Consider the following 22,577-nt stretch of genomic DNA (forward strand, 5'->3'; position numbering starts at 1 on the left):
AATTATTTATTAACATGCTTATTTGTTGGTGTAGGTGTAGTCTATTTGTTAAGTAGATGCAAGGGGGATTTAGTTTCGAGATTGTTCTTGAATATAAGAATTATATTCTATTAATATGACCATTTTTTAGGTGTAAAGAAAAAGCCCCTGATAATCTTTCTGATAATCAAGGGCTTCTTTTTATTTCTTGTGGTACCTCCAGGAATCGAACCAGGGACACATGGATTTTCAGTCCATTGCTCTACCAACTGAGCTAAGGTACCGTTGTCATTGCGGGTGCAAATATAGAACCATTTTTATATTATCCAAAACAAAAATCAAAAAAAATCAATTTGTATCTTTGCCGTACTAACAAAAGGAAAATGCTTTTAGCCGTAGATATAGGTAATACAAAAATTAAAGCCGCTGTGTTTGAGGTGAATGCCTTGAAAGAGAAATTTGTTTTTGAGAAAAACGAGGCCGAAAAAAAAATTAAAAAAATTTTTCATCAATATGAAAAAATTGAGGTTTCCATCCTTTCTTCGGTAGGAGAAAAGGAAAAAGAAGTAATAGGTGTACTTAAAAAATATACCCGTGTTGAGGTGGTAAGCCATACTTTTTTGTTTCCGTTTACAAATAAATATGCTACTCCGTCTACTTTAGGTATCGATAGGATGGTGCTTGCGGCAGGTGCCGTACTGCAATATCCCGATAAAAACAGGCTTGTACTTGATGCCGGAACCTGTATAACCTACGATTTTATAGACAGGAACAATCACTACCTTGGTGGTGCTATTGCTCCGGGATTGCAAATGCGCTATGATGCCATGCATAATTTTACCGCTAAACTTCCGTTGTTATATCCTGAAGAGCCGTTAAACTATATTGGGAACTCTACTTCGGCCTCAATGCATTCGGGGGCTGTGAATGGTTTTTTGCATGAAATTGAGGGGTTTATAAAAGACTACAGTAGGGACTATGAAGATTTAACGGTTATATTAACAGGAGGAGATGCTGAATTTTTGGCTAAAAGATTAAAAAACACCATATTTGCCAATTCAAATTTTCTACTGGAAAGTTTGAACAATTTGTATATATATAAAACCAACAATGATTAAAAAGATAATCGCAGGTATATTCCTTCTTTCTTCGGGGGTAATATTTTCACAAGAGAGTAATTCGTCACCATATTCATACTACGGCCTGGGAGACAGGAAGTTTAAAGGTACTGTAGAGAATATAAGTATGGGAGGTGTAGGGATACTAAGAGATAGTATTCATATCAATCTTCAAAACCCTTCGGGTTATGCCGCTTTAAAATTCACCACTTTTACGGTAGGGGCCAACACTTCGGCTACCACTTTAAAAACAGATGAAGCTAATGAAAAAGCTAACAGGACTACATTTAACTATATTGCAATAGGGATTCCTGTAAATAATAAGTTTGGTGTTGGTTTTGGTTTAATGCCGATTACTTCGGTAGGTTATAAGCTGGATAATTCGTCTGTAGGTAATGATGGTTTAGAGAGGTACAGAAGGTTTAATGGTAAAGGTGGATTGAACCGGGTATTTGCAGCGGCTTCTTATGCTGTTACTCCAAAACTTAGTTTGGGTGCCGAAATCCAGTACAACTTTGGTAATATTGAAACGAAATCTATAATAGCCGTTTCAGATGTGCAATATCCTACAAGAGAGAGTAATGATTCTCACTATGGTGGTGCATCGTTTAATTTAGGAGCTACATATCAAACCCGTTTTGAAAGCGGTGTTACATGGTATACAGCTGCTACTTATACACCTTCAACTACCTTAAACAGTTCGGTAACACGTAATATAGCAGTGGTTTCTTATACGAACAGTGGTGCAGAAACTACTATTGACGCACTTGATGAATCAAGTTTTGATGAAAAGGTAAAATTACCTTCGGCATATAGTATTGGTACAGGATTTGGTGTAGAGAGAAAATGGTTTGTAGGGGCGCAATATACTGCTCAGGAAAGTAACGAGCTTGGTAATAGGTTTGATAACGTATCTGATGCTTCGTTTCAAAGTTCGTACAGAATGTCGTTAGGCGGATATTTTATTCCTAAATACAATTCGTTTACCAGTTATTTGAGCAGGGTTACCTACAGGGCGGGTATGAGATATGAAAATACAGGCCTTGTTTTGAATGGTGAAGATATAATAGATCTTGGTGTAAGTTTTGGTTTAGGTTTGCCGCTGGGAAGTGGTATTGGAGGGTCTAACCTTAACATAGGCTTTGAGTTTGGTAAGCGTGGTACTACTAACGCCGGACTAATACAGGAAAATTATTTTAACCTGCATGTAGGTTTATCGTTTAATGAAAAATGGTTTGTTAAGCGTAAGTTTAACTAATACTTAAAAATGTGTCATTTATGATAAAGAAAAATCTAACAGCTTTTTTATTTATCGCTTCGGTTTTTACAGCTGTAGCGCAGCAAACTTCAAAATGTGAAGAGCAAATTGCTGTTTTTGAGCAAACTGTAAAGGCCGGGAAATATGATGATGCATTGCAGGAGTTTGGCGGACTTGTAAAAAAATGCCCTAATGTTGATGAAAAACTATATACACTGGCAGAAACTGCTTTGGTATATAAAATAGAATCGGCTCAGACTAAAGAGTTGAAACAGCAGTTTGCCGATAGTATTTTTGGGGTATATCAGTTGCATAATAAAAACTTCCCTAAAGCTAAAAATGGTAATGGTATCAATAAGGCTTTAATACAAAATGATTACAGGCTGGCAGACGAGAAAGAGGTCTTTAAAGCGCTTGATGCTGCTTTTGTATTACAACCTCATGATTATACTGATTACAGGGCTATAGAGACTTACTATAATATTTATCTTAAGCGTTTTGAAGCCGGACAGGAAATTACGCTAACTGATTTTACCGAAAAGTTTGGGGCGATTTCCACTCAGGTAATGTATGCTAAGAATAGAATTGCCGATAGGCAAAATCAATTAAAGGTTAAAGAAAAAACCGAGCCGCTTACTCAGGAAGAGAAAGATTTTTTGGCGAGGGCAAATAAAAATATTGATGTGCTTACTGCTGTGGGTGAAAATGTAGACAGGCAGTCATCAAAGCATTTCAGTTGTAAAGGGCTGGAAGAATATTACACAGCCAATTTTGAAAAGAACAAAGAAAACAGTGACTGGCTGGAGGCTTTGGTTAACGTAATGTTCTTAAACAGATGTTACGAGTCGGAAATATTAGCGAAAGGTGCTGCAACTTTGTATAAGTTAAAGCCTTCGGCTCAATCGGCTTTTAATATGGGTACTATCGAACTTAGAAAAAATAATATTGATAGTGCTGCCGAATATTTTGATAAATCGGCTCAGCTTGAAACAGATATTGATCAGAAAGCTGAGGTATACTATAAAGTAGCCGGGATATTAAGAAACTCAGATAAAGCAAGAGCCAAAGAATATATTATAAAAACAGTTAAGGCTAATCCTAAAAAAGCCCGTGCCTATATTTTACTGGCCGAGATGTATGCTTCGGTAACAAAAGAATGTAATATTACTGACTTTGAAAGGAAAGCATTACTTTGGCTTGCAATTGATACTGTGAAGAAAGCAGAAGAGGCTGATGTTAAGTATAAAGGTACAGTTGCTTCCATGATAGAAAATTATGAAAAGAGACTGCCTAATCGTGATGAGGTGAAAGAAGCCGGTAAGAGAAAAGGAGATGAAATTGTTTACGGCTGCTGGATTAATGAAACAGTTACTGTTCCAAAAGTGAAATAATGATGCTTTTAAAAAGTAAAGCTTTTATTTGTATAGGCCTTTTAGCAGTAGTGTTTGCTTCTTGCGAAAGTAACCTGAGAGACGTTCAGATGATGAATGCTGTGGCTTTTTCCCCGGCAGGCGAATCTGAAGATATAAATTTAAAGTATACTGACTCAGGTGAGCTTAAGGCAATACTGGAGAGTCCCCTCATGTTAGATTTTTCAAATCTTGATTATGGCTTTAACGAGTTTCCAAAAGGAGTTCATGTTACTATGCTCGATGAAAACGGGAATAAAACCTTTATTGAGTCGGATTATGCTATTAGCTATAATAAGACTCAGTTGATAGATTTGCAGGGTAATGTTAAAATTACTTCGCATGACGGTAAAAGGCTGGAAACACAGCAGCTATACTACGATCAGAAAAATGAGTGGTTTTATACCGAGAAAAATTTTAAATTTACAGATGAGGAAGGGCGTTATTATGAAGGCCCGGGTATAGACTTCAATAAGGATTTCAGCATTATTAATGCACAACAGAATTCCGGAGAAGGAAATGTGGATAATATTGAATAGTTATAAAAAATGGGAATTTTTAAGTTTACAGCATATCTTTATCTAATAGTGGCCGCTTTTTTTGTGTATGATGGTGTTATGAGGATACAGGAAGGGGAAGCGCCATATATGTCTTTTGCGATTGTTGCTGTTTGTATTTTTATGTTTTTCTTCAGGAAAAGCCAAATCAAAAAGTTTCAAAACAGGGGTAAATAATAAACGCTTATGGAAGCGACAATTATCATAGTGTGCTTATTGCTTTCCGCGTTTTTTTCGGGAATGGAGATAGCCTATGTGTCGTCAAATAAAATTTACCTTGGTGTAGAGAGGAAACAAACTTCGTTTCTCTCCAGGATACTTACCAAACTTACAGAAAAACCGGCACGTTTTATTACCTCTATGCTAGTAGGTAACAGTATTTGTCTGGTAATTTACGGTTACTACATGAGTGGGGTTGTAATGGGGTGGCTTGCTCCAATGCAGTTTTCGCTGGCTTCGGCTATAGTACTACAAATAATTATATCGGCTTTTATAATACTTCTTACGGCCGAGTTTATACCAAAAGTATTTTTTCAGGTGTATGCCAATAAGCTTATTAAGCTTTTTGCATTGCCAGCCTATGCTTTTTACTGTGTTTTTTCGTGGGCTTCAAAATTTGTTATACATGTATCTGATTTTATCCTGATAAAAGTATTTAGGACTAGTGGTGATAAACAGCAGGGGTACTTTAGCCGTGGGGAATTAGGGCATTATATAACCGAACAAATGAATGGTGTGGAAGAGCAGGAAGAGGTGGACTCTGAAATTCAGATATTTCAGAATGCACTCGAATTTTCTGATCTCAAGGCGAGGGATATCATGACTCCGCGTACCGAAATTGTAGCGGTAGAGATAAACGATACTGTGCAGGAACTTAAAGATTTGTTTGTTGATACCGGGTACTCTAAAATGATAGTATATCGTGAGTCATTGGATAATATCATTGGGTATATACATTCGTTTGAACTTTTTAAAAAGCCGAAAACAGTAGGGCAAATGATGATAGCTGCCGAGTATGTTCCGGGTACGATTTATATAAAAGAGCTTTTAAATATACTTACCAAAAAAAGGAAAAGTCTGGCTGTGGTGATAGATGAGTACGGAGGTACATCGGGTATTGTTACAATTGAAGATATTATTGAAGAGCTTTTTGGTGAGATAGAGGATGAGCATGATGAAGAAGAAGAGTTGGTAGAAAAAGAACTGGGAGAAGGTGTTTATCTTTTCTCTGCAAGGCTTGATGTGGAGTATGTTAACGAGGAATATGGATTGGAGATACCTGAAAGTGATTCCTATTCTACACTGGGAGGTTTTGTAGTTTATAATACTAAAGAGATTCCTAAAACGGGGGAACGTGTTAAGTTTGATGATTTCGAAATTCTTATAGAAATGGCGTCTAATAAGAAGATTGAGCTTATTAAGTTTGTTCCGTTACAACAGAAATAAAAAAATTAACATTTTAATCCGAAAATATAACTTAACGACTTTTATTATTAAATAGATAATTGTATTTTCGCCCACTGAAATAAAATTTAACAACATTTAAAATGGCAGTTTTATCAAAAATTAGGGAGCGTTCGCTTATACTGATACTTGTTATTGGCTTTTGTCTTTTCGCTTTTGTGATAGGTGATGTTATCAAAAGCGGCGGGTTTGGCGTTACCAGAAACATAGGTAGTGTTAATGGTACCGATATACCTGTACAGGAATTTTTAGAGAAAGTAAATGATCTGGAAAGCAGACAGCCGGGGATATCTCCAACTCAGGCATCTAATGCGGTTTGGAGTCAGGAAGTAGACAGAATCCTTTTTGGTGAAAGATTTGAGCAGGCAGGCTTAAGAGTAGGTAAGGAGCATGTTATTAATATGTATGCCCAAAATCCTCAAGTTGCTCAAAATCCTCAATTTCTTAATGCTGCAGGTCAGTTTGACAAAGCTAAGTTCAATGAGTTTCTTGTAAACATGAAAACCACAAATCCGCAAATGTGGGAGTCAATGGAAAGAAACACGCCTGTTGTAGAGGCTTCTGCCATGAGACAAATATATACTGCCATGGTTAAGTCTGGATATGTAGCAACAAACAATGATGCTAAAGCCAGATATGAGGCAGAAAACAATAAAGTTACTTTTGATTATGTTTATGTTCCTTTCTCAACAATCAATGATGATGAGATTACTGTTTCAGACGATGAGATTGTTGCTTATATGAAAAAGAACGAGAAAAAATATAAATCTCAGCCTACACGCTCTATTCAGTATGTTAAGATAGAAGATAAGGCTTCTGCTGAAGATGAACTTGAGATTAGAGAAAGAATCAATTCTCTTATAAATTCAAGAGTAGAATACAGAGACGGTAAAAATGATACTCTTCCTGGTTTTAAAGATATGAAGCTTGAAGAGGTTCCTGATTTTGTTAATTCAAATTCAGATATCAAATATGATTCTACTTATGTAGTGAAAAAGAACCTTCCAAAAGATCATGCTGATGATATTTTTGATTTAGCTAAAGGTGAAGTTTTTGGGCCTTATGTGGAGAATGGTTATTATAAAGTGACCAGAATGCTTGACAAGAAAGATGGAGGAAGTGTTAAAGCAAGCCATATTCTTATTGCTTATAAAGGTGCTATGAGAGCCGCTCCAACTGTAGAGATTACTAAAGAGGAAGCTAAGGCTAAAGCAGATGATTTATTAAAACAAATAAATGCTGATGCATCAAAATTTGGAGTGCTTGCTGCTCAAAACAGTGATGATCCTGGATCTAAAAATAATGGAGGTACTTATGATAACGTCACTCCTGGACAAATGGTTCCTGCTTTTGATGAGTTTATCTTTAACAGCCCTGTAGGTAAAACTGCAGTTGTTGAAACTGATTTTGGTTACCACGTTATTAAAGTTGACGCTAAGTATGAAGCTGTAAGAATTGCTACTATAGCTTTAGAGATTCGTCCAAGTGATAAAACAGGAGATCAAACGTATGCTAAGGCTTCTCAGTTTGAGCTTGATGCTACAGAAAAACCATTTGAGGAAGTTGCAAAAGCGGCTGATGTAAATGTTGTTGATGTTGCTAAATTGCTTCCAAGTGATGAGAGTATTCAGGGATTAGGTGCACAAAGAAGTATTGTTCTTTGGGCTTTCTCTAAGGACTCTGAAGCGGGTGCTGTTAAGAGGTTTGATGTGTCTGACGGATATGTGATTGCAAAACTTAAAGATGTAAACGAGTCAGGGCTAATGCCTGTTGAAGAGGCTAGACTTGTTGTTGCTCCAATAATCAGAAATGAGAAAAAAGCTGAAAAGATAAAAGAAAAAATGACTGGCGATACTCTTGATGCTGTTTCGCAGGCATCGGGTGCTAAGGTTGCTACTGCAGAGAATGTAACATTAGGTTCTGCTATGGTTCCTACAGTTGGTGTTGAGCCAAAGGTAGTAGGTTCTGCTTTTGCTCTTGAGGCCGGTAAAACATCAGGTCTTATAGTAGGTAAGTCAGGTGTGTTTAAAATAACTACAAAAACTGTTGAAAAAGCAGCTGAGCTTCCTAACTATAACTCTTATTTGGCAAGAGTTGAAAAGCAGGAGAAAACTGCTGCTGTTTCAAGAATAAGCAGTGCTCTTAAAGAGAATGCTGATATTGAAGATAACCGAGTGAAAATGTAATTTCACAAGCAAGCATATAAAAATAAAAAATCCCGTTATTAAAACGGGATTTTTTATTTTTAAGAGTTAAGCAGAAGCTCATTATTCTGGATTGTAAACACCATTGAATAAAATTACTCTCCATTGGTCAGGATCCTCATAAGTTTCGCTTTTGCCTTTCCAATATGGGTTTTCCGGCTTAACAGGGGCTATTCCCATTTTTTGTATTCGTTCGTTTGCTTTTTTATATTCCTCAGGTTTATCGTAATATAAAACAATTAAATTCTCTTTTGTAGGTTTAGGTAATGGCTCTTTGTTAATATGTTGAGTAAATTCTAAATGATGTGTTTTATCAGGTATTCCTAACATAACTCCGTCATACCCTGCATGATCTTTAAACTGGCCTAAAATATCCAGTCCTAAGCCTTCATGGTAAAACTTTATAACTTCAGTAAGGTTATTTGTAGGTCTTGCAATTCTAAATTGTATAGCTTTCATTTCTTTTTGGCTTTTAGATGTTTCTGAAATCGTTTTCTTGTTACAGGATGTAACAAAGGTTGTTGCAATTGCAGCTGCTATAACACTCAATATTTTTTGTTTCATAAAATAGATTTAAAAGTTATGAAGCAAAATTCAGAACAAAAGCTATGTTAGTCAATTGCAGGAATTCGGTTTGTGTTGTCAGTTTTCCTGTTTGTTGCGATAGTTGTCGGGAGATATACCTTTTATTCCTTTAAAAAAGCGGGAAAAGGCTGATGTTGAAGTAAAGCCTAATTTATTAGAAATTAATTTTATAGTTAGCTGTGAGTATTTTAATAAAAATTCAGCTTCCAAAATAATTCGGTTTTGAATTAAGCTAAGAGCTGAAGCACCAGTTTGATTTTTGATACATTCACTAATGTATTTAGATGAAAGATGCATTATATCAGCATATTCTTTTACGGTTTTGAGTTTATGAAAATTCTTATCAACTAATTTTCTAAACTCATACACAACCTGATATTGCCTGTTAATTAGTTTGTCTGAGTTTAACAGGCATATCTCACAGGTTCTGTTATAATCATAAAGTATTTGTAATACGTACAAACGGGAAACTTCAACGCAAAATGGTGACTGATTTTCGGTTTCGTGTTTTATCTTTTCAAACTTATATAATGTGTCGTTAAAGTCGTTTGCTTCCAGGTCGAAGATTGGCGGGTAATCAGGATTTATAAATAGTAACTCTTCCATAATATCACTTTTTACAAAGCCCTTTTTTACAAAGTCAGATTTGAAAAGTAAAAAGTGGGCATTAAAATCTTCAGAAAAATGCTTCATTGAAAAAACAGTTTGCGGCGGAATAATTGAAATTGAAGATGGTTGTATAGCAAAATTATGGTGTCCAACAGATGCATTACAGTTGCCTTTGTTGCATAAAATAACTAAATGAAAATTTAGTTTTACAGCATCAATAGATTTCGGATATTCATCTGTATGTATTAAGGTGCAACTGGTGTCTTCGGTATTATTTGACAGATAACACAAAACTCTTTTTATGAAATCTTTTATTTCTAAAGATTTTGTGTTCATTATCTATAATATCATGTCTTTGTAAGGTATGACTACAGGATAGCCTTTTTGTTTAAAATAAGCGGCTGTGTCGTTGTTTTTAGATATGGCTAATACAAAGTCGCCTCCCCATGCTCCAAGGCTCTTTATACTTCCTGTAAAGTCGGAAAATAATTCTTCTTTAACAGGAGGTGTTTCCAGTACTTCACTCATTATGGCTGTATGCTTGTCCAGTAATTTAATAAATTGTTCAATATTTCCAGAGTTTAGTATCTCCTGTGTAATATTGTTTATCTGATTAACAGTAGCGATTATGTTGCTTTTCTTTTCATTATAGGCAGTAATGGCACTACGGCTGTTTTGTTTTTGGTTTAGGTAAACAAAATAGATGTCGTTAGTGAACTCGGGCTTAAAGCTTATGTTCTTTACTGTTGGTGTTGGTGTACTTACATTGTAAACAATAGGTGTGTTATTTTGCGCGCAGGCAATATCATAACCGCTACCGCCAAAACTGTTTTTGAGTAAAATAAAAGCATCAATGGCAAACCACTGTGCTATGTTATTTATAAGTGTTGATGAAGTTCCCAGTCCCCAGTGTCTTGGAAAGGTCAGTTCTGTTGTAATATCAAATCCTTTTGAACCCAATAGTATTTCCGGATTCATACTGTTTGCCGTATGCAGTATTTTTACCAGTGTTTGGGTAACAGGGTTTATGCTTTCTGTTTTACCTTCTTTTATATCGCTGAAAGATAAAGCGCCTTCAAACCATATACTCTTATCAGCATCAAAGCTAGTCCATTTAACAGATTTACTTTCTTCTTTCTTTACATGCAGGTACTGACCGTATTTGGTGGGCAGTGCAAAAGCATCTGCACCGTCAAGTACGGTGTATTCTCCTGTTATTAATAGTTTTCCGTTACTATAAAATGTCTGTTTCAATGTTGCTTGCTGTTGTTTTGCGTAAATCTTTTATAAAGTCTACCACTGCGGCATGAGTTACGGTATTCTGTTCAAAATGTTTAACGGTTTGTAGCTTTTCACTTTCGTTAGCTTCCAATTGGTTCAGTATGTTCATCAGGTGCATTTTCATGTGGCCCTGCTGGATTCCGGTAGTAGTAAGCGATCGAAGTGCTGCGAAGTTTTGTGCCAGTCCGGCAGCAGCTACAATCTGCATAAGCTCTTTAGCTGTTGGATTACCCAGCATTTCGAGTGAAAACTTAACTAACGGATGTAGTGTTGTAAGTCCGCCTACAGTTCCTAAAGCTAAAGGCACGTCCATCCAAAAAGTGAAAATACCATTCTCTATTTTAGCGTGCGACAGGCTGCTGTATGTCCCGTTTTTAGATGCATAGGCATGAACTCCGGCTTCAACAGCCCTAAAGTCATTGCCTGTTGCTACAACTACTGCATCGATGCCGTTCATTACTCCTTTATTGTGGGTTACAGCTCTAAATGGTTCAACTTCCGCTATTTTAACTGCTTTCACAAACTTTTCGGCAAATTCCTGAGGGTCTATGTTGTTTCCTTCACTTAAATCGGCTACAGGGCATGAAACCTCTGCTCTAACCACACAGTTAGGTACATAGTTGGAAAGTATGCTCATTACCGTTTCGATATGTTTTTCGTCTTCGGTAAAGTCGTTATGCTGTAATGCTTCGTTTTTAAGTGTTTTAGAAAACTGCTCCAGGCAGGAGTTTATAAAGTTGGCTCCCATACTGTCTTTAGTTTCAAAAGTAGCATGAAGCTGGTAGTAGTTGTCTAACGATTCGGTTTTATCCCTTAGTTCAATATCTGTAATACCACCACCACGCTTTTGCATGTTTTTGGTGATACTCTCAGTTTCGTTAAAAAACTGGGGCTTTATTGTGTTGAAAAAGGCTGTTAGCTTTTGTTTGTCTCCTTTGTATATAAAGTGAACCTGACCTATTTTTTCGGTGCCCAGTATCATAGTTTTAAAACCGCCACGCTGCGCCCAGAATTTTGCAGCTTTTGATGCCGCAGCAACTACCGAACTTTCTTCAATAGCCATTGGGATGGTATATTCCCTTCCGTTGATATTGAAGTTTGGACAAACCCCTAACGGAAGATAGAAGTTAGTAATAGTGTTTTCTATAAACTCATCGTGTAGTTTTTGCAGGTTTTCGTCATTGTTCCAGTATTTTTTTAATAGTGAAACAGCCACCGCCGGATTGGTAAAATATTCATTTGCAATCCAGTTAATTTTTTCTTGTTTAGTCAGTTTTGAAAAACCAGCTATAGCCTTGCTCATTTTCAGTGTCTTAAAGTAATTACAGGTTGCAAAGATACATTTTAACACGTGTAAATGCTAAAAAGTATAGGTGCGATATTGTTAGTAATTATACATGAAAATTTCATTTAACAAAAAAAAGCAGGGTTATCTCATAAAATTTTACTAAAATTGGAAGTTTTTTACCATGTATGAAATGAAAAATATCAAAAAGTCACTTTACTTATTTTTACTGTTAAGTTTGCCGGTTCTCGGTCAGCAAAAAATAACCCTCGAAGAGATTTGGGGCGGAGCATTCAGAACAAAAGGAATGTATTCGCTGGAAGCCATGAAAAACACTAACCAGTATACCGTTTTGAATGGTGGATGGGGTAGTGGGCAAATCGATTTGTATGATTTTGCAACACTGGAAAAAGTCAGTACTATTATCAGCTCAAAAGATTTTAGCGAGCTTGACGGTATAGACAGCTATACTTTTAGTCCGGATGAGAAAAAAGTACTGATAGCAGTTAATTCGGAGCAAATTTTCAGGCATTCTTTTGTGGCCGATTATTTTATTTATGATATCGCTACCAAAAAGCTGGTAAGGCTTAGTGATGATAAAGTTCAGGAACCTACCTTCTCTGCAGATAATTCTAAAGTAGCTTATGGCTACAACAATAACCTGTATGTTTATGATATGGCTACGGGGACTACAAAACAAATCACAACAGATGGTGTTAAAAATGCTGTGATAAACGGTATTACCGACTGGGTTTATGAAGAGGAATTTGCTTTTGTAAGAGCTTACGACTGGAATGCTGCCGGAGACAAAATTGCTTACATCCGTTTTGATGAAAGCGAAGTGCCGGAGTTTTCAATGGATATTTATCAGGGCGGACTTTACCCTCAACAATATTCATTTAAGTATCCTAAAGCGGGAGAGAATAATTCTAAAGTGTCACTTCATGTTTATGATGTGAAAAATAATACTACACAAAAAATCGCTTTTGCGAATATTGATGCTTACTATATTCCAAGAATTAAATGGACTAATGATGAACAAACATTAAGTGTTCAGTTAATTAACAGGCATCAAAATGATCTTAATTTAGTTTTTGTAAACGGAAATTCGGGGAAAGTTACCCCTGTGCTTCATGAAACAGATAAGGCTTATGTGGATATTACTGATAACTTAACTTTCCTTAATGATAACAGTTTTATCTGGACCAGTGAGAAAGATGGTTATAATCATATTTACCACTATGATAAAACCGGTAAGTTAATTCGTCAGGTAACAAAGGGGGATTGGGAAGTAACAGCTTACTATGGTTTTGATAAAAAAACCGGAAATATATTTTACCAGTCGGTAGAAAACGGTTCTATTAACCGTGATGTGTACCGAATTGCATTAACAGGTAAAAATAAAACCAGACTTACGCAAAAAACAGGGACTAACGATGCTACATTCAGTCCTAACTTTGAATATTTTATTAATAGTTTTTCAAGTGCTCAGGTGCCAACTTCTTATGCTTTATTAAATGCTAAAAATGGTAAAGAGGTAAAAGAAATAGCTAATAATAATGCTCTTAAGGACAGATTAGCAAACTATAATCTTCCAACAAAAGAATTTACTACCATTAAAACAGATAAAGGGCATGAGCTTAATGCCTGGATAATTAAACCGGCAAACTTTGATTCTTCAAAAAAATATCCGCTATTCATGTATCAATATAGCGGTCCGGGTTCTCAGGAGGTAGCTAACAAATGGAACAGTTATAATGACTATTGGTTTCTTATGCTGGCGCAACAAGGTTATGTTGTGGCTTGTGTTGATGGTCGTGGTACCGGTTTTAAAGGTGCCGACTTTAAAAAAGTAACCTATAAGGAACTTGGGAAATATGAAGTGGAAGATCAAATTGATGCTGCAAAAGTATTAGGTCGTTATGATTATGTAGATGCATCCAGAATAGGTATATTTGGCTGGAGTTTTGGAGGTTTTATGTCTTCAAACTGTATTCTTAAAGGGAACGATGTGTTCAAAATGGCCATTGCAGTGGCTCCGGTAACTAACTGGCGCTTTTATGATACGGTATATACCGAGAGATATATGCAAACGCCGCAGGAAAATGCATCAGGATATGATGATAACTCTCCGATTAACCACGTAAGTAAGCTGGAAGGTTCTTACCTGCTTATACATGGTACTGCCGATGATAACGTACATGTGCAAAACACCATGCTTATGGTGGAAGCGTTAGTTCAGGCTAATAAACAGTTTGATTGGGCTATTTACCCTGATAAGAATCACGGAATTTATGGAGGGGCGACACGTCTTCAGTTATTTACAAAAATGACCAACTTTATTAAAGAGAAATTATAATATGGCAACATTAGAAAAACAACCTTACCAAAAAGAGCTTTTCGGACATCCGGTAGGGCTATTTATTCTATTTCTTACAGAAATGTGGGAGCGTTATTCTTACTATGGAATGCGTGCGTTATTAACCTTATATATGGCAGAGGAAGCTATGGGCGATAATCCTGGATTGGGATGGTCTAACTCAAGGGCCTTAATGCTTTATGGGTGGTATACCATGCTGGTATATGTTATGTCTATTCCCGGTGGGATGATTGCCGACCGTTATATTGGTCAGAAAAAATCAGTGCTTGTTGGAGCTATTATTCTGGTTTTTGGTCATGGTGTTTTAGCAATTGAGCAAGACTGGGCATTTTATACAGGTTTAGGTCTTATAGTGCTCGGTGTTGGGATGCTTAAGCCTAACATATCAACAATGGTGGGAGGCCTGTATGGTGAAAATGATATTAGGAGAGATAAAGGTTTTAGTATATTTTACATAGGTATTAATACAGGTTCGTTTCTTGCGACCTTATCAGTAGGTTTTGTTGGTGAAGTATATGGCTGGCATTACGGATTTGGTATGGCAGGTATTTGTATGCTACTTGGTTTGGTAATTTATCTTTGGGGGCAAAAATTTCTTGTTCATGTGGGTAATGCACCAACAGTAGAAGAGAAGAAGAGTATAATACCCCTAAGCAGTTTTTATGTGCAGTTGTTTAAATCGCCCAAGCATTTACTTATTGTATTAGTTTTATTAGCGTTCTCTATATACGCTGGGTTTAGTTTTGAAGGTATTGATAATTGGGCTTATGGGGTGTTGTTTGTATTTTTGACTCTTGTGGTAGGGCTTGTAATGATGATTTATAAAGACCTGACTACTCAGGTTATGAAAGACCGTTTTATGGTTATACTACTTTCATTTGCATTGGTTATAGTTTTTTGGGGAGCTTTTGAACAGGCAGGAGGATTAATGAGTTTGTACACCGAACAAAAAACAGATAGGGATTTCTTTGGGTTATTTACTATACCGGCAACGGCTTTCCAGAGTCTTAATGCAGGCTTTATTATGATATTTGCAGTTGGTATAGCTAATTTCTGGGCTAAAAGGAAATTAAAAGGAAAAGAGGCTTCTTCTTTATTTAAAATGGCAACAGGTACTATAATCATGGGGTTAGGCTTTATGTTTATGGTATTTGCGTCTATGCAATATGAAGCAGTAGGGAAATCAGCTATGTATTGGCTAGTGCTTGCATACTTATTCCATACTGTAGGAGAATTGTGCTCTTCTCCTGTATCGCTTTCTTTTGTTACTAAACTTGCTCCTGCAAAATATGCTTCATTAATGATGGGGCTTTACTTCGCTTCTACTGGACTGGGTAATAAAGTTGCAGGAATTGTAGGTGAAAATGCCTCTGAGTTTGGTGAATTGACTATTTTTACCGGAATTTTAATTTTTACAGTAATTTTTGGTCTTTTAGTTATTGCATTACTTAAGCCTTTGAAAAGGCTTACTCACGGTGTTGAGGATAACGAAACAGAAATTACTAATAATACTATTGAAACAACTACATAATTAATTTGATGGAGACGACAACAACGAATGACTTTTTTAAAACAAATGTATTAGGCCACCCGGCAGGATTATTTGTATTGTTTTTTACCGAAATGTGGGAACGTTTTTCATATTACGGTATGCGAGCATTATTAGTAATGTTTTTAACAGCTTCAATAACAGGATCACATCCTGGATGGGGTTGGCCACAGGAGCATGCATATGCTTTGTTTGGTTCATATACAGCTCTAGTTTACCTTTCAACAATGTTGGGAGGTTATTTTGCTGATAAATTAATAGGTTACAGATGGGCTGTAGTTGTTGGGGCTTTTTTAATGACTTTGGGTCATGCCAGTATGGCTATAGAAACGCCGTTTTTTATCTACTTAGGTTTAACATTACTTATTTTTGGTACTGGATTTTTTAAACCTAATATGACGTCTATAATCTCTGAAATGTATAAAGATAAGCCTGAGAAAAAAGATGGTGCGTACACTATTTTCTATATGGGTGTTAATGCTGGTGCTTTCTTTGGTATCCTTTTGTGTGGCTATTTAGGAGAAAAAGTTGGATGGAGTATAGGTTTTGGTCTTGCAGGTATTTTTATGCTTTTTGGGCTTTTACAGTTTTATTTTTCTCAAAGAATATTTGGAGATATTGGGCTGAAGCCAAAAATGGCTGATGAAATTGCTCTTGCTAACTCTGATGCTTCAGAAATTAATACAACGGTATTAGATGAAAAAGAAGTAAATAAGAATAATGAGGATAAAAAAGTTCCGTTTACAGGGTGGCAGTTAGCTGTAATTGCAATTTGTAGTATTTTGGGCTTGGTGTGGGTAATAAATGATCCTGCATCTAAAATATCTGAGGGCACGGTTAATTTTTTAAGTATAGGAGGTCACGATTTATCTAATGTAGCTATTATTACAGCTTTATTATTGTTTTTTGGTTTACTTGCTTACAGATTAAGTCAGTACTCAACTATTACTCGCCAGAAGTTACTTGCTGTAACGTTTTTTGCAGCATTAACCTTTTGCTTTTTTGTAGTTTTTGAACAGGCGCCGGGTACTTTAACAATTTTTGCAAGAGATTATACCGATCGTATTTTAACAGGAGGAGCTAGTCTTGTATTTTTAGTTGTTAATACGCTAATTGCGGTTGTTCCTTTGGCTATCATAACTTGGGTGTTGTTTAAGTTGTTTAAACAAACATTTAAAAATTATGCTTTAGCAAATATTTTCTTAAGCCTAAGTTTTGTTATCATTTGGATTATTACAATATGGATGCTTACAAAAGATTTCTATTCAGCTGGTTATCTTCATCTTTCAGATAGTACACTTGAAGCATTAAAAATTGATAAGGTAACCGAAAAATTAACTGAGATACCTGCTACATGGTTTAATGTATTAAACTCATTGTTTATTATTACTTTGGCTCCGTTATTCTCAAAATGGTGGGAAAGTAAATTTAATCCTTCTGCTAATGCCAAGTTTGGTATAGGTATGATTTTATTAGGTCTTGGTATGGGCTTTATTGCATATGGAGGTAGGAATATTGAACCAGGCGCTGCATCTGCTTCAGTAGGAATGTACTGGTTAGTTTTTGTGTACTTGTTCCATACTATGGGTGAACTTTGTATTTCTCCTGTAGGACTTTCCTATGTTAGTAAATTAGTGCCTGGACGTATGATTGCCTTTATGTTTGGTGTTTGGTATTTAGCTATTGCCATTGCAAATAAAGTTGCGGGTATAATAGGTGAAAACTCTACTGATATAGCTAATGAAAAAGGTATAGGTACATTCTTTATGATAATTATGGTACTTGCCATTATTGTAGGTGTTGTGGCAATTTTGTTAAATAAGCCTATCAAAAAACTTATGCACGGGGTTAAATAACTTCGGCACTGTTTTTGAAATCCAATCGGAAAAATAAATACTTATGAAAAAAATACTTTTAATACTATTTGTGGCTTTAGGTACTATAGCTGCACAGGCTCAGGAAATAAAATGGATGTCTATGGATGAGGCACTGGCAGCTCAGAAAAAAGAAGCCAAACCTATTTTTATGGATGTTTATACTGATTGGTGTGGGCCATGTAAAATATTGGATAAGCATACTTTTCATGACCCTGCAGTAGTAGAGTACATAAGTAAAAATTACTATGCGGTTAAGTTTAATGCCGAAGGCAACTCTGAGGTAAACTATAAAGGTAAAAAATATGCTAACCCTAACTTTGTAGAAGGACGCAAAGGAAGAAATTCAAGCCATGAATTTGCAAGACTTTTAAGTATTAGGGCATATCCTACCATGATGGTTTTTGATAAAAAAGGAGAAATTATAAATACTATTGTAGGTTTACAAACTCCTGATCAGTTACAAACTGCTTTAAAGGAACAATAAATTAATGCCGGTTGTTGCCGGCTAATACAATAGCTCATGAAAAAAATTCTATTAACACTTTTTATTGTACTTGCTTCTATTACTATTCAGGCTCAGGAACTGGAATGGCATACTGATATGAACAAAGCTATGGAGCTTTCTCAAAAAAACAAGAAGCCTTTGCTTTTGTTCTTTACAGGAAGTGATTGGTGCGGGTGGTGTATGCGTTTACAAAAAGAAGTGCTGAAAACAGAAGAATTTGCTAAATGGGCTAAAGACAATGTTATTCTTGTGGAACTTGATTTTCCTAAAAGAACAGCTCAGCCTGCCGAGTTGAAGCAGCAAAATGCTTCACTTGCCAGATCGTTTGCAGTACAGGGATATCCAACAGTGTGGTTTGTAGATGTACAAAAAGGAGAAGATAAAAAACCAGTACTGAAACAGCTTGGTAAAACAGGTTACGTTAGAGGTGGTGCTTCTGCCTGGCTTGAAGGTGCCAATGCTATATTAGACCACGGTAAAAAACAAAAAAAATAAATTAAAGATATTAATCCCTTTTCCTGTTTCAGTGAAAAGGGATTTTTTAGTGATTAATTATTTATTCAAGTTTATAATATCCTTTTTCTGCAGTAGCATGGAAAAGGATATTTTGTTTATGGCAGGTAGCTTTCCAGTGTTGTATTAAATTCCTGTAATTAGTGCCGTCTGCAATAATTGTTTTCGGTTTCATTTCGTTAATTACTTTTTCAAGGTTTATTTTAGGGGAGTGGCTTAATAGTATTATATCAGGATTCAGGTTTTCGGGATAAATGGTGTTAGGTTCAATAATGGCTATTTTTTGCCCTTTAAACCATAATAATGTGTTGAGTTGAGTTAGTATGGGTTTTGGGTTAAAAGAGGCTGTGAGATAAGGTTTAATTGTTTTTATAGGATATGCTGTAGTGTCGTTGCAGAGAATGGTTAATCTGTTACGGTCTTTTATACTGATAACTGATTCATTATAGTTGTTAAATACAATCAGTTCACTTTTGTTATTCATGTAGGTTTTATAGCCCAAATAGCTAATCTGAAAAAATATAAAACAAGTTAATACGGTTATTGTGGTTTTAAATGTCGGTTTTCTTAACCATATACCAAATGCAATAATTGCCAAAGTAAGCGTAATTGAAAATAACAAAGGGAATGTGATCTCTTTGATGGTGAAGCTGTCAAAGCCGGCAATCCATTCGGTATAGCTATTAAGAATTTGTATAAGCCATTTTAAGATCGCTCCTGTTACATTCGCTAAGTGTAAGCTGATAAAGTTTAATAATAAAGTTAGGAGACCGAAGGTTAGTAATAGTCCGGTTAAAGGGACAACGATAATGTTTGTTACTACAGATAGTAATGGTGTCTGATTGAAATAATAAAGGCATAAAGGGAGGGTACTTAACTGTGCTATGATAGATATGAGGGCAATGTCGGTAAAATAGTTTACAGCCCTGTATTTGGAAAACTTTATATTTTTATAAACAGGCCTTAAAACAATAATAGCTATAACTGCCGTGTAGCTTAACTGAAAACCCACGTCAAAAAGCTGTTTTGGATTGAACAGGAGTATAATCAGCATGGATATGGCTACCGAATTCATCATACTGCTTTTTCTGTTTAGATATTGACCAATACTGATAAAACTAAACATTATAACGGCCCTGACTACCGATGGTGATAAACCCGAAAGTATAGCAAATCCCCAAAGGAATAGTAATAATAAAATCAGTTGTATTGTTTTACCTCTTTTTGGTAATCTGTTCAATGGTTTTAATATCAGGTTAAGCAGGAAAAACAAAATTGCAATATGTAGTCCTGATATAGCAAGTATGTGTATGGCTCCCGCCGAAGCAAATGTCTCTGTTGTTTCCGGGCTCAAGTCCTGCCGTTGTCCCAGCAGTAAAGCATTTAATAAAGCAATCTCTTTTGAGGTGAAAATATCATGATTAAAACTCCCTATTAGCCTGTTTCTTATCTGGTCAAGATAATAGTTGAAACTTTTGTTCTTACCTGTAATAATGTAGTTATTGGTAAGGTTTAGTTGATGAAAAACATTTTGTTTTTCCATGTAAGCAGCATAATCAAACTGATAGGGGTTAAGGGGGCTATTTATGGGTTTTGGTATTTCTGTAATAATTAGTTTATCTCCGGGGCTGAACTTTTTCTGCTTTGAGCTGAGTAATATTCTGCCATTTGTTTTAAGATGATCTATCCGACTTATTTCAAAATAATACCTTTCAGAAAATTCGGTAGGTTTTAATCGGTGAGTTATTGTACCTTCAATAATTGCATTATCAGTTAAATAATGAGAGTAATGCCGTTTTTGGTCAGGAGTATGGTGTATAGTATAAGATAGTATCCCGAAGCTGAATACCAGTAACCATGTACTTATGGAAAAGTAAGGCTTTTGTATTAGTTGGTTTTTGCTTTTCCGATAGATGAATAAGAAAAACGATAAGGCAATGATTAAGAAATATAATGCTGAACTGACAGGAGGGTTTATGTAATAGCCGGCAATAATGCCTACAGCAAAAAATAGTGTTAGTAATGCTATTATCATCTCTTTAGGTAAGGTATTGCCCAAAGATAGTAAAAGTTAGTTTTTATAAAAGGGAGTTATTAGTTAAGTATTCTGTTAGCCTGAGCAAAACTTTTCGTATAATATTCCTCACTCATTGAAGAAATAGTAACGCCTAAACTAAGTGTTGAATGTATAAAAAGGATTTCGCCGTTTTCTACAGATGTAACCAGACCTACGTGATTAATAGTTTTTTTGCGACGGTTTGTTTTAAAGAAAAGCAGGTCGCCGGGTTTCACTTCAGATAGTTTAATTTCTTCGCCAACCTTTGCCTGTTCGTAAGAACTTCGTGGAAGCGAAATGTCAAATATTTTAAACGTAGTGAATACGAGTCCTGAACAGTCCATTCCGTCTTTAGTTGTTCCGCCCGTCCTGTAGCGTACACCTTCAAAATCCATTGCATTATTTACAATCTGGATTTGAGTGTAATTTTCTAAGGAGAAATCAGAAACAAAACCGTAATCATTTTCGTCCAGTTCTATTTCTTTTTTAGCAACAGTAACAGGTTGTGTAGTTGGTTCGTTTACCGACTCATTCTTTTTGCTTCTGTGCTTTTTCTTTTTCTTTGATCTTTCAGTGCCGCTACTTTGGCTTCCGCTACTGCCTGAAGTTATGTCAAGGCTGCCGGGCACTTCGCTATAAGAATATAATCCTTTCTCCACAGCTTCTTCCTTAGATGTTATTATCTGTCCCGAAGCTTTCCATGAAAGCGCCAGTAATAGGAAAAGGGATATGGATACTAATTTTTTCAAAGGTTGTTGTTTAGTTATTTTTACAGTTGGATGATACACAAATATAAAAATAAAAGTATGGATTTTATTTTCCCTCGTTCAAATGCTTAATTATTCGTTGAGCTGTTTTTTGGCTGGCACCTTCGCCGCCCAGTTTCTGTTCAAGTAAGTCATAGTCGGCAAGTACTTTCTTCCTGTGTTCGGGGTCCAGTATTTTTTGCAACTCCTTTTTGATATTCTTGCGGTTGCACTCTCCCTGTATAAGTTCCTTAACCACCTCACGATCCATGATAAGGTTAACCAGTGAAATAAACTTTAGGGTGATAATACGTTTGGCTATCTGATAAGATATCCAGCCGCCTTTATAGCATACGACTTCGGGTACTTTAAAGAGTGCTGTTTCCAGTGTAGCGGTACCCGATGTTACCAAAGCAGCATAGGCAATGCTCAAAAGGTCATAAGTTTTGTTGCTTATAAAATGAACGTTATTGTTTTTAAGAAACTGCTTGTAGAACTCATAATCCTGTGAAGGAGCCCCGGCAATTACAAACTGATAGTCTGGAAAATCCTTCACTATAGAAAGCATTTCGCTAAGTAATTTCGAAATTTCCTGCTTACGGCTGCCCGGTAAAAGTGCAATAACAGGTTTATCGTCAAGATTATGTTCTTTTTTAAAGCTTTCAGCATCGGTTGGTTTACGGTTGTGAATGGCATCAATTAGCGGATGTCCTACAAACTCGACGGCAAACTGATGTTTGTTTTCATAAAAATCCTTTTCGAAAGGAAGTATGATATACATGTGATCTACATCCCTCTTAATGGCTTTAATCCTGTTTTCCTTCCAGGCCCATATTTGTGGGGAAATGTAGTAGTGTGTTTTAATGCCCAGTTCTTTTGCCCATTTGGCTATGCGCATATTAAAACCGGGGTAGTCTATAAAAATAATTACATCAGGCTTAAAGCTCAATATGTCTTCCTTACAAAATTTAATATTACCTAAAATAGTACGCAGGTTGGCTACTACCTCTGCAAATCCCATAAATGCCAGGTCACGGTAATGCTTAACCAGAGTTCCGCCTGCCTGCTGCATAAGGTCACCTCCCCAAAAGCGTATGTTTGCTTCCGGGTCCTGTTTGTGCAGTTCTTTCATAAGGTTGGAACCATGCAGGTCTCCCGAAGCTTCACCGGCTATAATGTAATATTTCATGCTTAGTGTTTAT

General features: G+C 36.0%; 19 protein-coding genes and 1 tRNA gene. 12 read left to right on the forward strand and 8 right to left on the reverse strand.

Annotated features, from left to right (window positions below; all coding sequences use genetic code 11):
* Positions 1-190: 190 nt before the first annotated feature.
* Positions 191-263, reverse strand: a tRNA-Phe gene (locus ABS768_RS06850).
* Between the two features lie 99 nt (positions 264-362).
* Between ABS768_RS06850 and ABS768_RS06855 the strand changes: the two genes are divergently transcribed.
* From ABS768_RS06855 to ABS768_RS06885, 7 genes are all read left to right on the forward strand, one after another.
* Complete coding sequence (locus ABS768_RS06855) at positions 363-1,097, forward strand: type III pantothenate kinase (protein ID WP_408074210.1); 735 nt, start codon at positions 363-365, stop codon at positions 1,095-1,097.
* On the forward strand, positions 1,090-2,355 hold the full coding sequence (locus tag ABS768_RS06860) for a hypothetical protein (protein WP_408074211.1): 1,266 nt from the start codon (positions 1,090-1,092) through the stop codon (positions 2,353-2,355). The genes ABS768_RS06855 and ABS768_RS06860 overlap by 8 nt, the downstream gene beginning before the upstream one ends.
* A 20-nt stretch (positions 2,356-2,375) precedes the next feature.
* Complete coding sequence (locus ABS768_RS06865) at positions 2,376-3,746, forward strand: tetratricopeptide repeat protein (RefSeq protein WP_408074212.1); 1,371 nt, start codon at positions 2,376-2,378, stop codon at positions 3,744-3,746.
* The gene (gene lptC, locus ABS768_RS06870) at positions 3,746-4,303 is read left to right on the forward strand and encodes an LPS export ABC transporter periplasmic protein LptC (protein ID WP_408074213.1); all 558 of its coding nucleotides are present in this window, start codon (positions 3,746-3,748) and stop codon (positions 4,301-4,303) included. Before ABS768_RS06865 ends, lptC begins: the two co-directional genes overlap by 1 nt.
* A 9-nt stretch (positions 4,304-4,312) precedes the next feature.
* A complete protein-coding gene (locus tag ABS768_RS06875; protein WP_408074214.1) occupies positions 4,313-4,498 on the forward strand; it encodes a hypothetical protein in 186 nt (61 codons plus the stop codon).
* A gap of 9 nt (positions 4,499-4,507) precedes the next feature.
* Positions 4,508-5,767, forward strand: a complete 1,260-nt coding sequence (locus ABS768_RS06880; protein ID WP_408074215.1) for a hemolysin family protein — start codon at positions 4,508-4,510, stop codon at positions 5,765-5,767.
* A gap of 101 nt (positions 5,768-5,868) precedes the next feature.
* A complete protein-coding gene (locus ABS768_RS06885; protein WP_408074216.1) occupies positions 5,869-7,971 on the forward strand; it encodes a peptidylprolyl isomerase in 2,103 nt (700 codons plus the stop codon).
* An 81-nt stretch (positions 7,972-8,052) separates the two neighbouring features.
* On the opposite strand, the gene ABS768_RS06890 is transcribed toward ABS768_RS06885, so the two are convergent.
* The 4 genes from ABS768_RS06890 to ABS768_RS06905 form a co-directional block, all read right to left on the reverse strand.
* Positions 8,053-8,553 carry a VOC family protein gene (locus tag ABS768_RS06890; protein ID WP_408074217.1) on the reverse strand — a complete coding sequence of 167 codons (501 nt, stop codon included), beginning with the start codon at positions 8,551-8,553 and terminating at the stop codon, positions 8,053-8,055.
* A 78-nt stretch (positions 8,554-8,631) separates the two neighbouring features.
* Positions 8,632-9,267 carry a helix-turn-helix domain-containing protein gene (locus ABS768_RS06895; protein ID WP_408074218.1) on the reverse strand — a complete coding sequence of 212 codons (636 nt, stop codon included), beginning with the start codon at positions 9,265-9,267 and terminating at the stop codon, positions 8,632-8,634.
* Between the two features lie 255 nt (positions 9,268-9,522).
* Positions 9,523-10,437, reverse strand: a complete 915-nt coding sequence (locus ABS768_RS06900) for a GYDIA family GHMP kinase (protein ID WP_408074219.1) — start codon at positions 10,435-10,437, stop codon at positions 9,523-9,525.
* Positions 10,418-11,767, reverse strand: a complete 1,350-nt coding sequence (locus tag ABS768_RS06905; RefSeq protein ID WP_408074220.1) for a hydroxymethylglutaryl-CoA reductase, degradative — start codon at positions 11,765-11,767, stop codon at positions 10,418-10,420. The genes ABS768_RS06900 and ABS768_RS06905 overlap by 20 nt, the downstream gene beginning before the upstream one ends.
* A gap of 175 nt (positions 11,768-11,942) precedes the next feature.
* On the opposite strand from ABS768_RS06905, the gene ABS768_RS06910 reads away from it, so the two are divergent.
* Genes ABS768_RS06910 through ABS768_RS06930 form a run of 5 tightly spaced genes read left to right on the forward strand, consistent with a single transcriptional unit; the run spans position 11,943 to position 18,555 of the window.
* Positions 11,943-14,108: a S9 family peptidase gene (locus ABS768_RS06910; RefSeq protein WP_408074221.1), complete on the forward strand. Its 2,166-nt coding sequence runs from the start codon at positions 11,943-11,945 to the stop codon at positions 14,106-14,108.
* Position 14,109: 1 nt separating this feature from the next.
* Positions 14,110-15,660 (forward strand): peptide MFS transporter, encoded by a 1,551-nt coding sequence (locus ABS768_RS06915; RefSeq protein WP_408074222.1) that lies wholly within the window; start codon positions 14,110-14,112, stop codon positions 15,658-15,660.
* A gap of 8 nt (positions 15,661-15,668) precedes the next feature.
* Positions 15,669-17,534: a peptide MFS transporter gene (locus tag ABS768_RS06920; RefSeq protein WP_408074223.1), complete on the forward strand. Its 1,866-nt coding sequence runs from the start codon at positions 15,669-15,671 to the stop codon at positions 17,532-17,534.
* A gap of 43 nt (positions 17,535-17,577) precedes the next feature.
* Positions 17,578-18,039 carry a thioredoxin family protein gene (locus tag ABS768_RS06925; protein ID WP_408074224.1) on the forward strand — a complete coding sequence of 154 codons (462 nt, stop codon included), beginning with the start codon at positions 17,578-17,580 and terminating at the stop codon, positions 18,037-18,039.
* 36 nt (positions 18,040-18,075) lie between these two features.
* Positions 18,076-18,555, forward strand: a complete 480-nt coding sequence (locus tag ABS768_RS06930; protein WP_408074225.1) for a thioredoxin family protein — start codon at positions 18,076-18,078, stop codon at positions 18,553-18,555.
* 61 nt (positions 18,556-18,616) lie between these two features.
* Here ABS768_RS06930 and ABS768_RS06935 read toward each other — a convergent pair whose 3' ends face one another.
* From ABS768_RS06935 to lpxB, 3 genes are all read right to left on the reverse strand, one after another.
* A complete protein-coding gene (locus ABS768_RS06935) occupies positions 18,617-20,632 on the reverse strand; it encodes a ComEC/Rec2 family competence protein (protein WP_408074226.1) in 2,016 nt (671 codons plus the stop codon).
* Between the two features lie 35 nt (positions 20,633-20,667).
* On the reverse strand, positions 20,668-21,378 hold the full coding sequence (locus ABS768_RS06940; RefSeq protein ID WP_408074227.1) for a C40 family peptidase: 711 nt from the start codon (positions 21,376-21,378) through the stop codon (positions 20,668-20,670).
* 64 nt (positions 21,379-21,442) lie between these two features.
* Entirely contained in the window at positions 21,443-22,564 is a 1,122-nt protein-coding gene (lpxB, locus tag ABS768_RS06945; protein WP_408074228.1) for a lipid-A-disaccharide synthase, read from the reverse strand.
* Between the last annotated feature and the right edge of the window lie 13 nt (positions 22,565-22,577).

It is taken from the genome of Flavobacterium rhizophilum (genome assembly GCF_046000485.1).
Lineage (GTDB): Bacteria > Bacteroidota > Bacteroidia > Flavobacteriales > Flavobacteriaceae > Flavobacterium > Flavobacterium rhizophilum.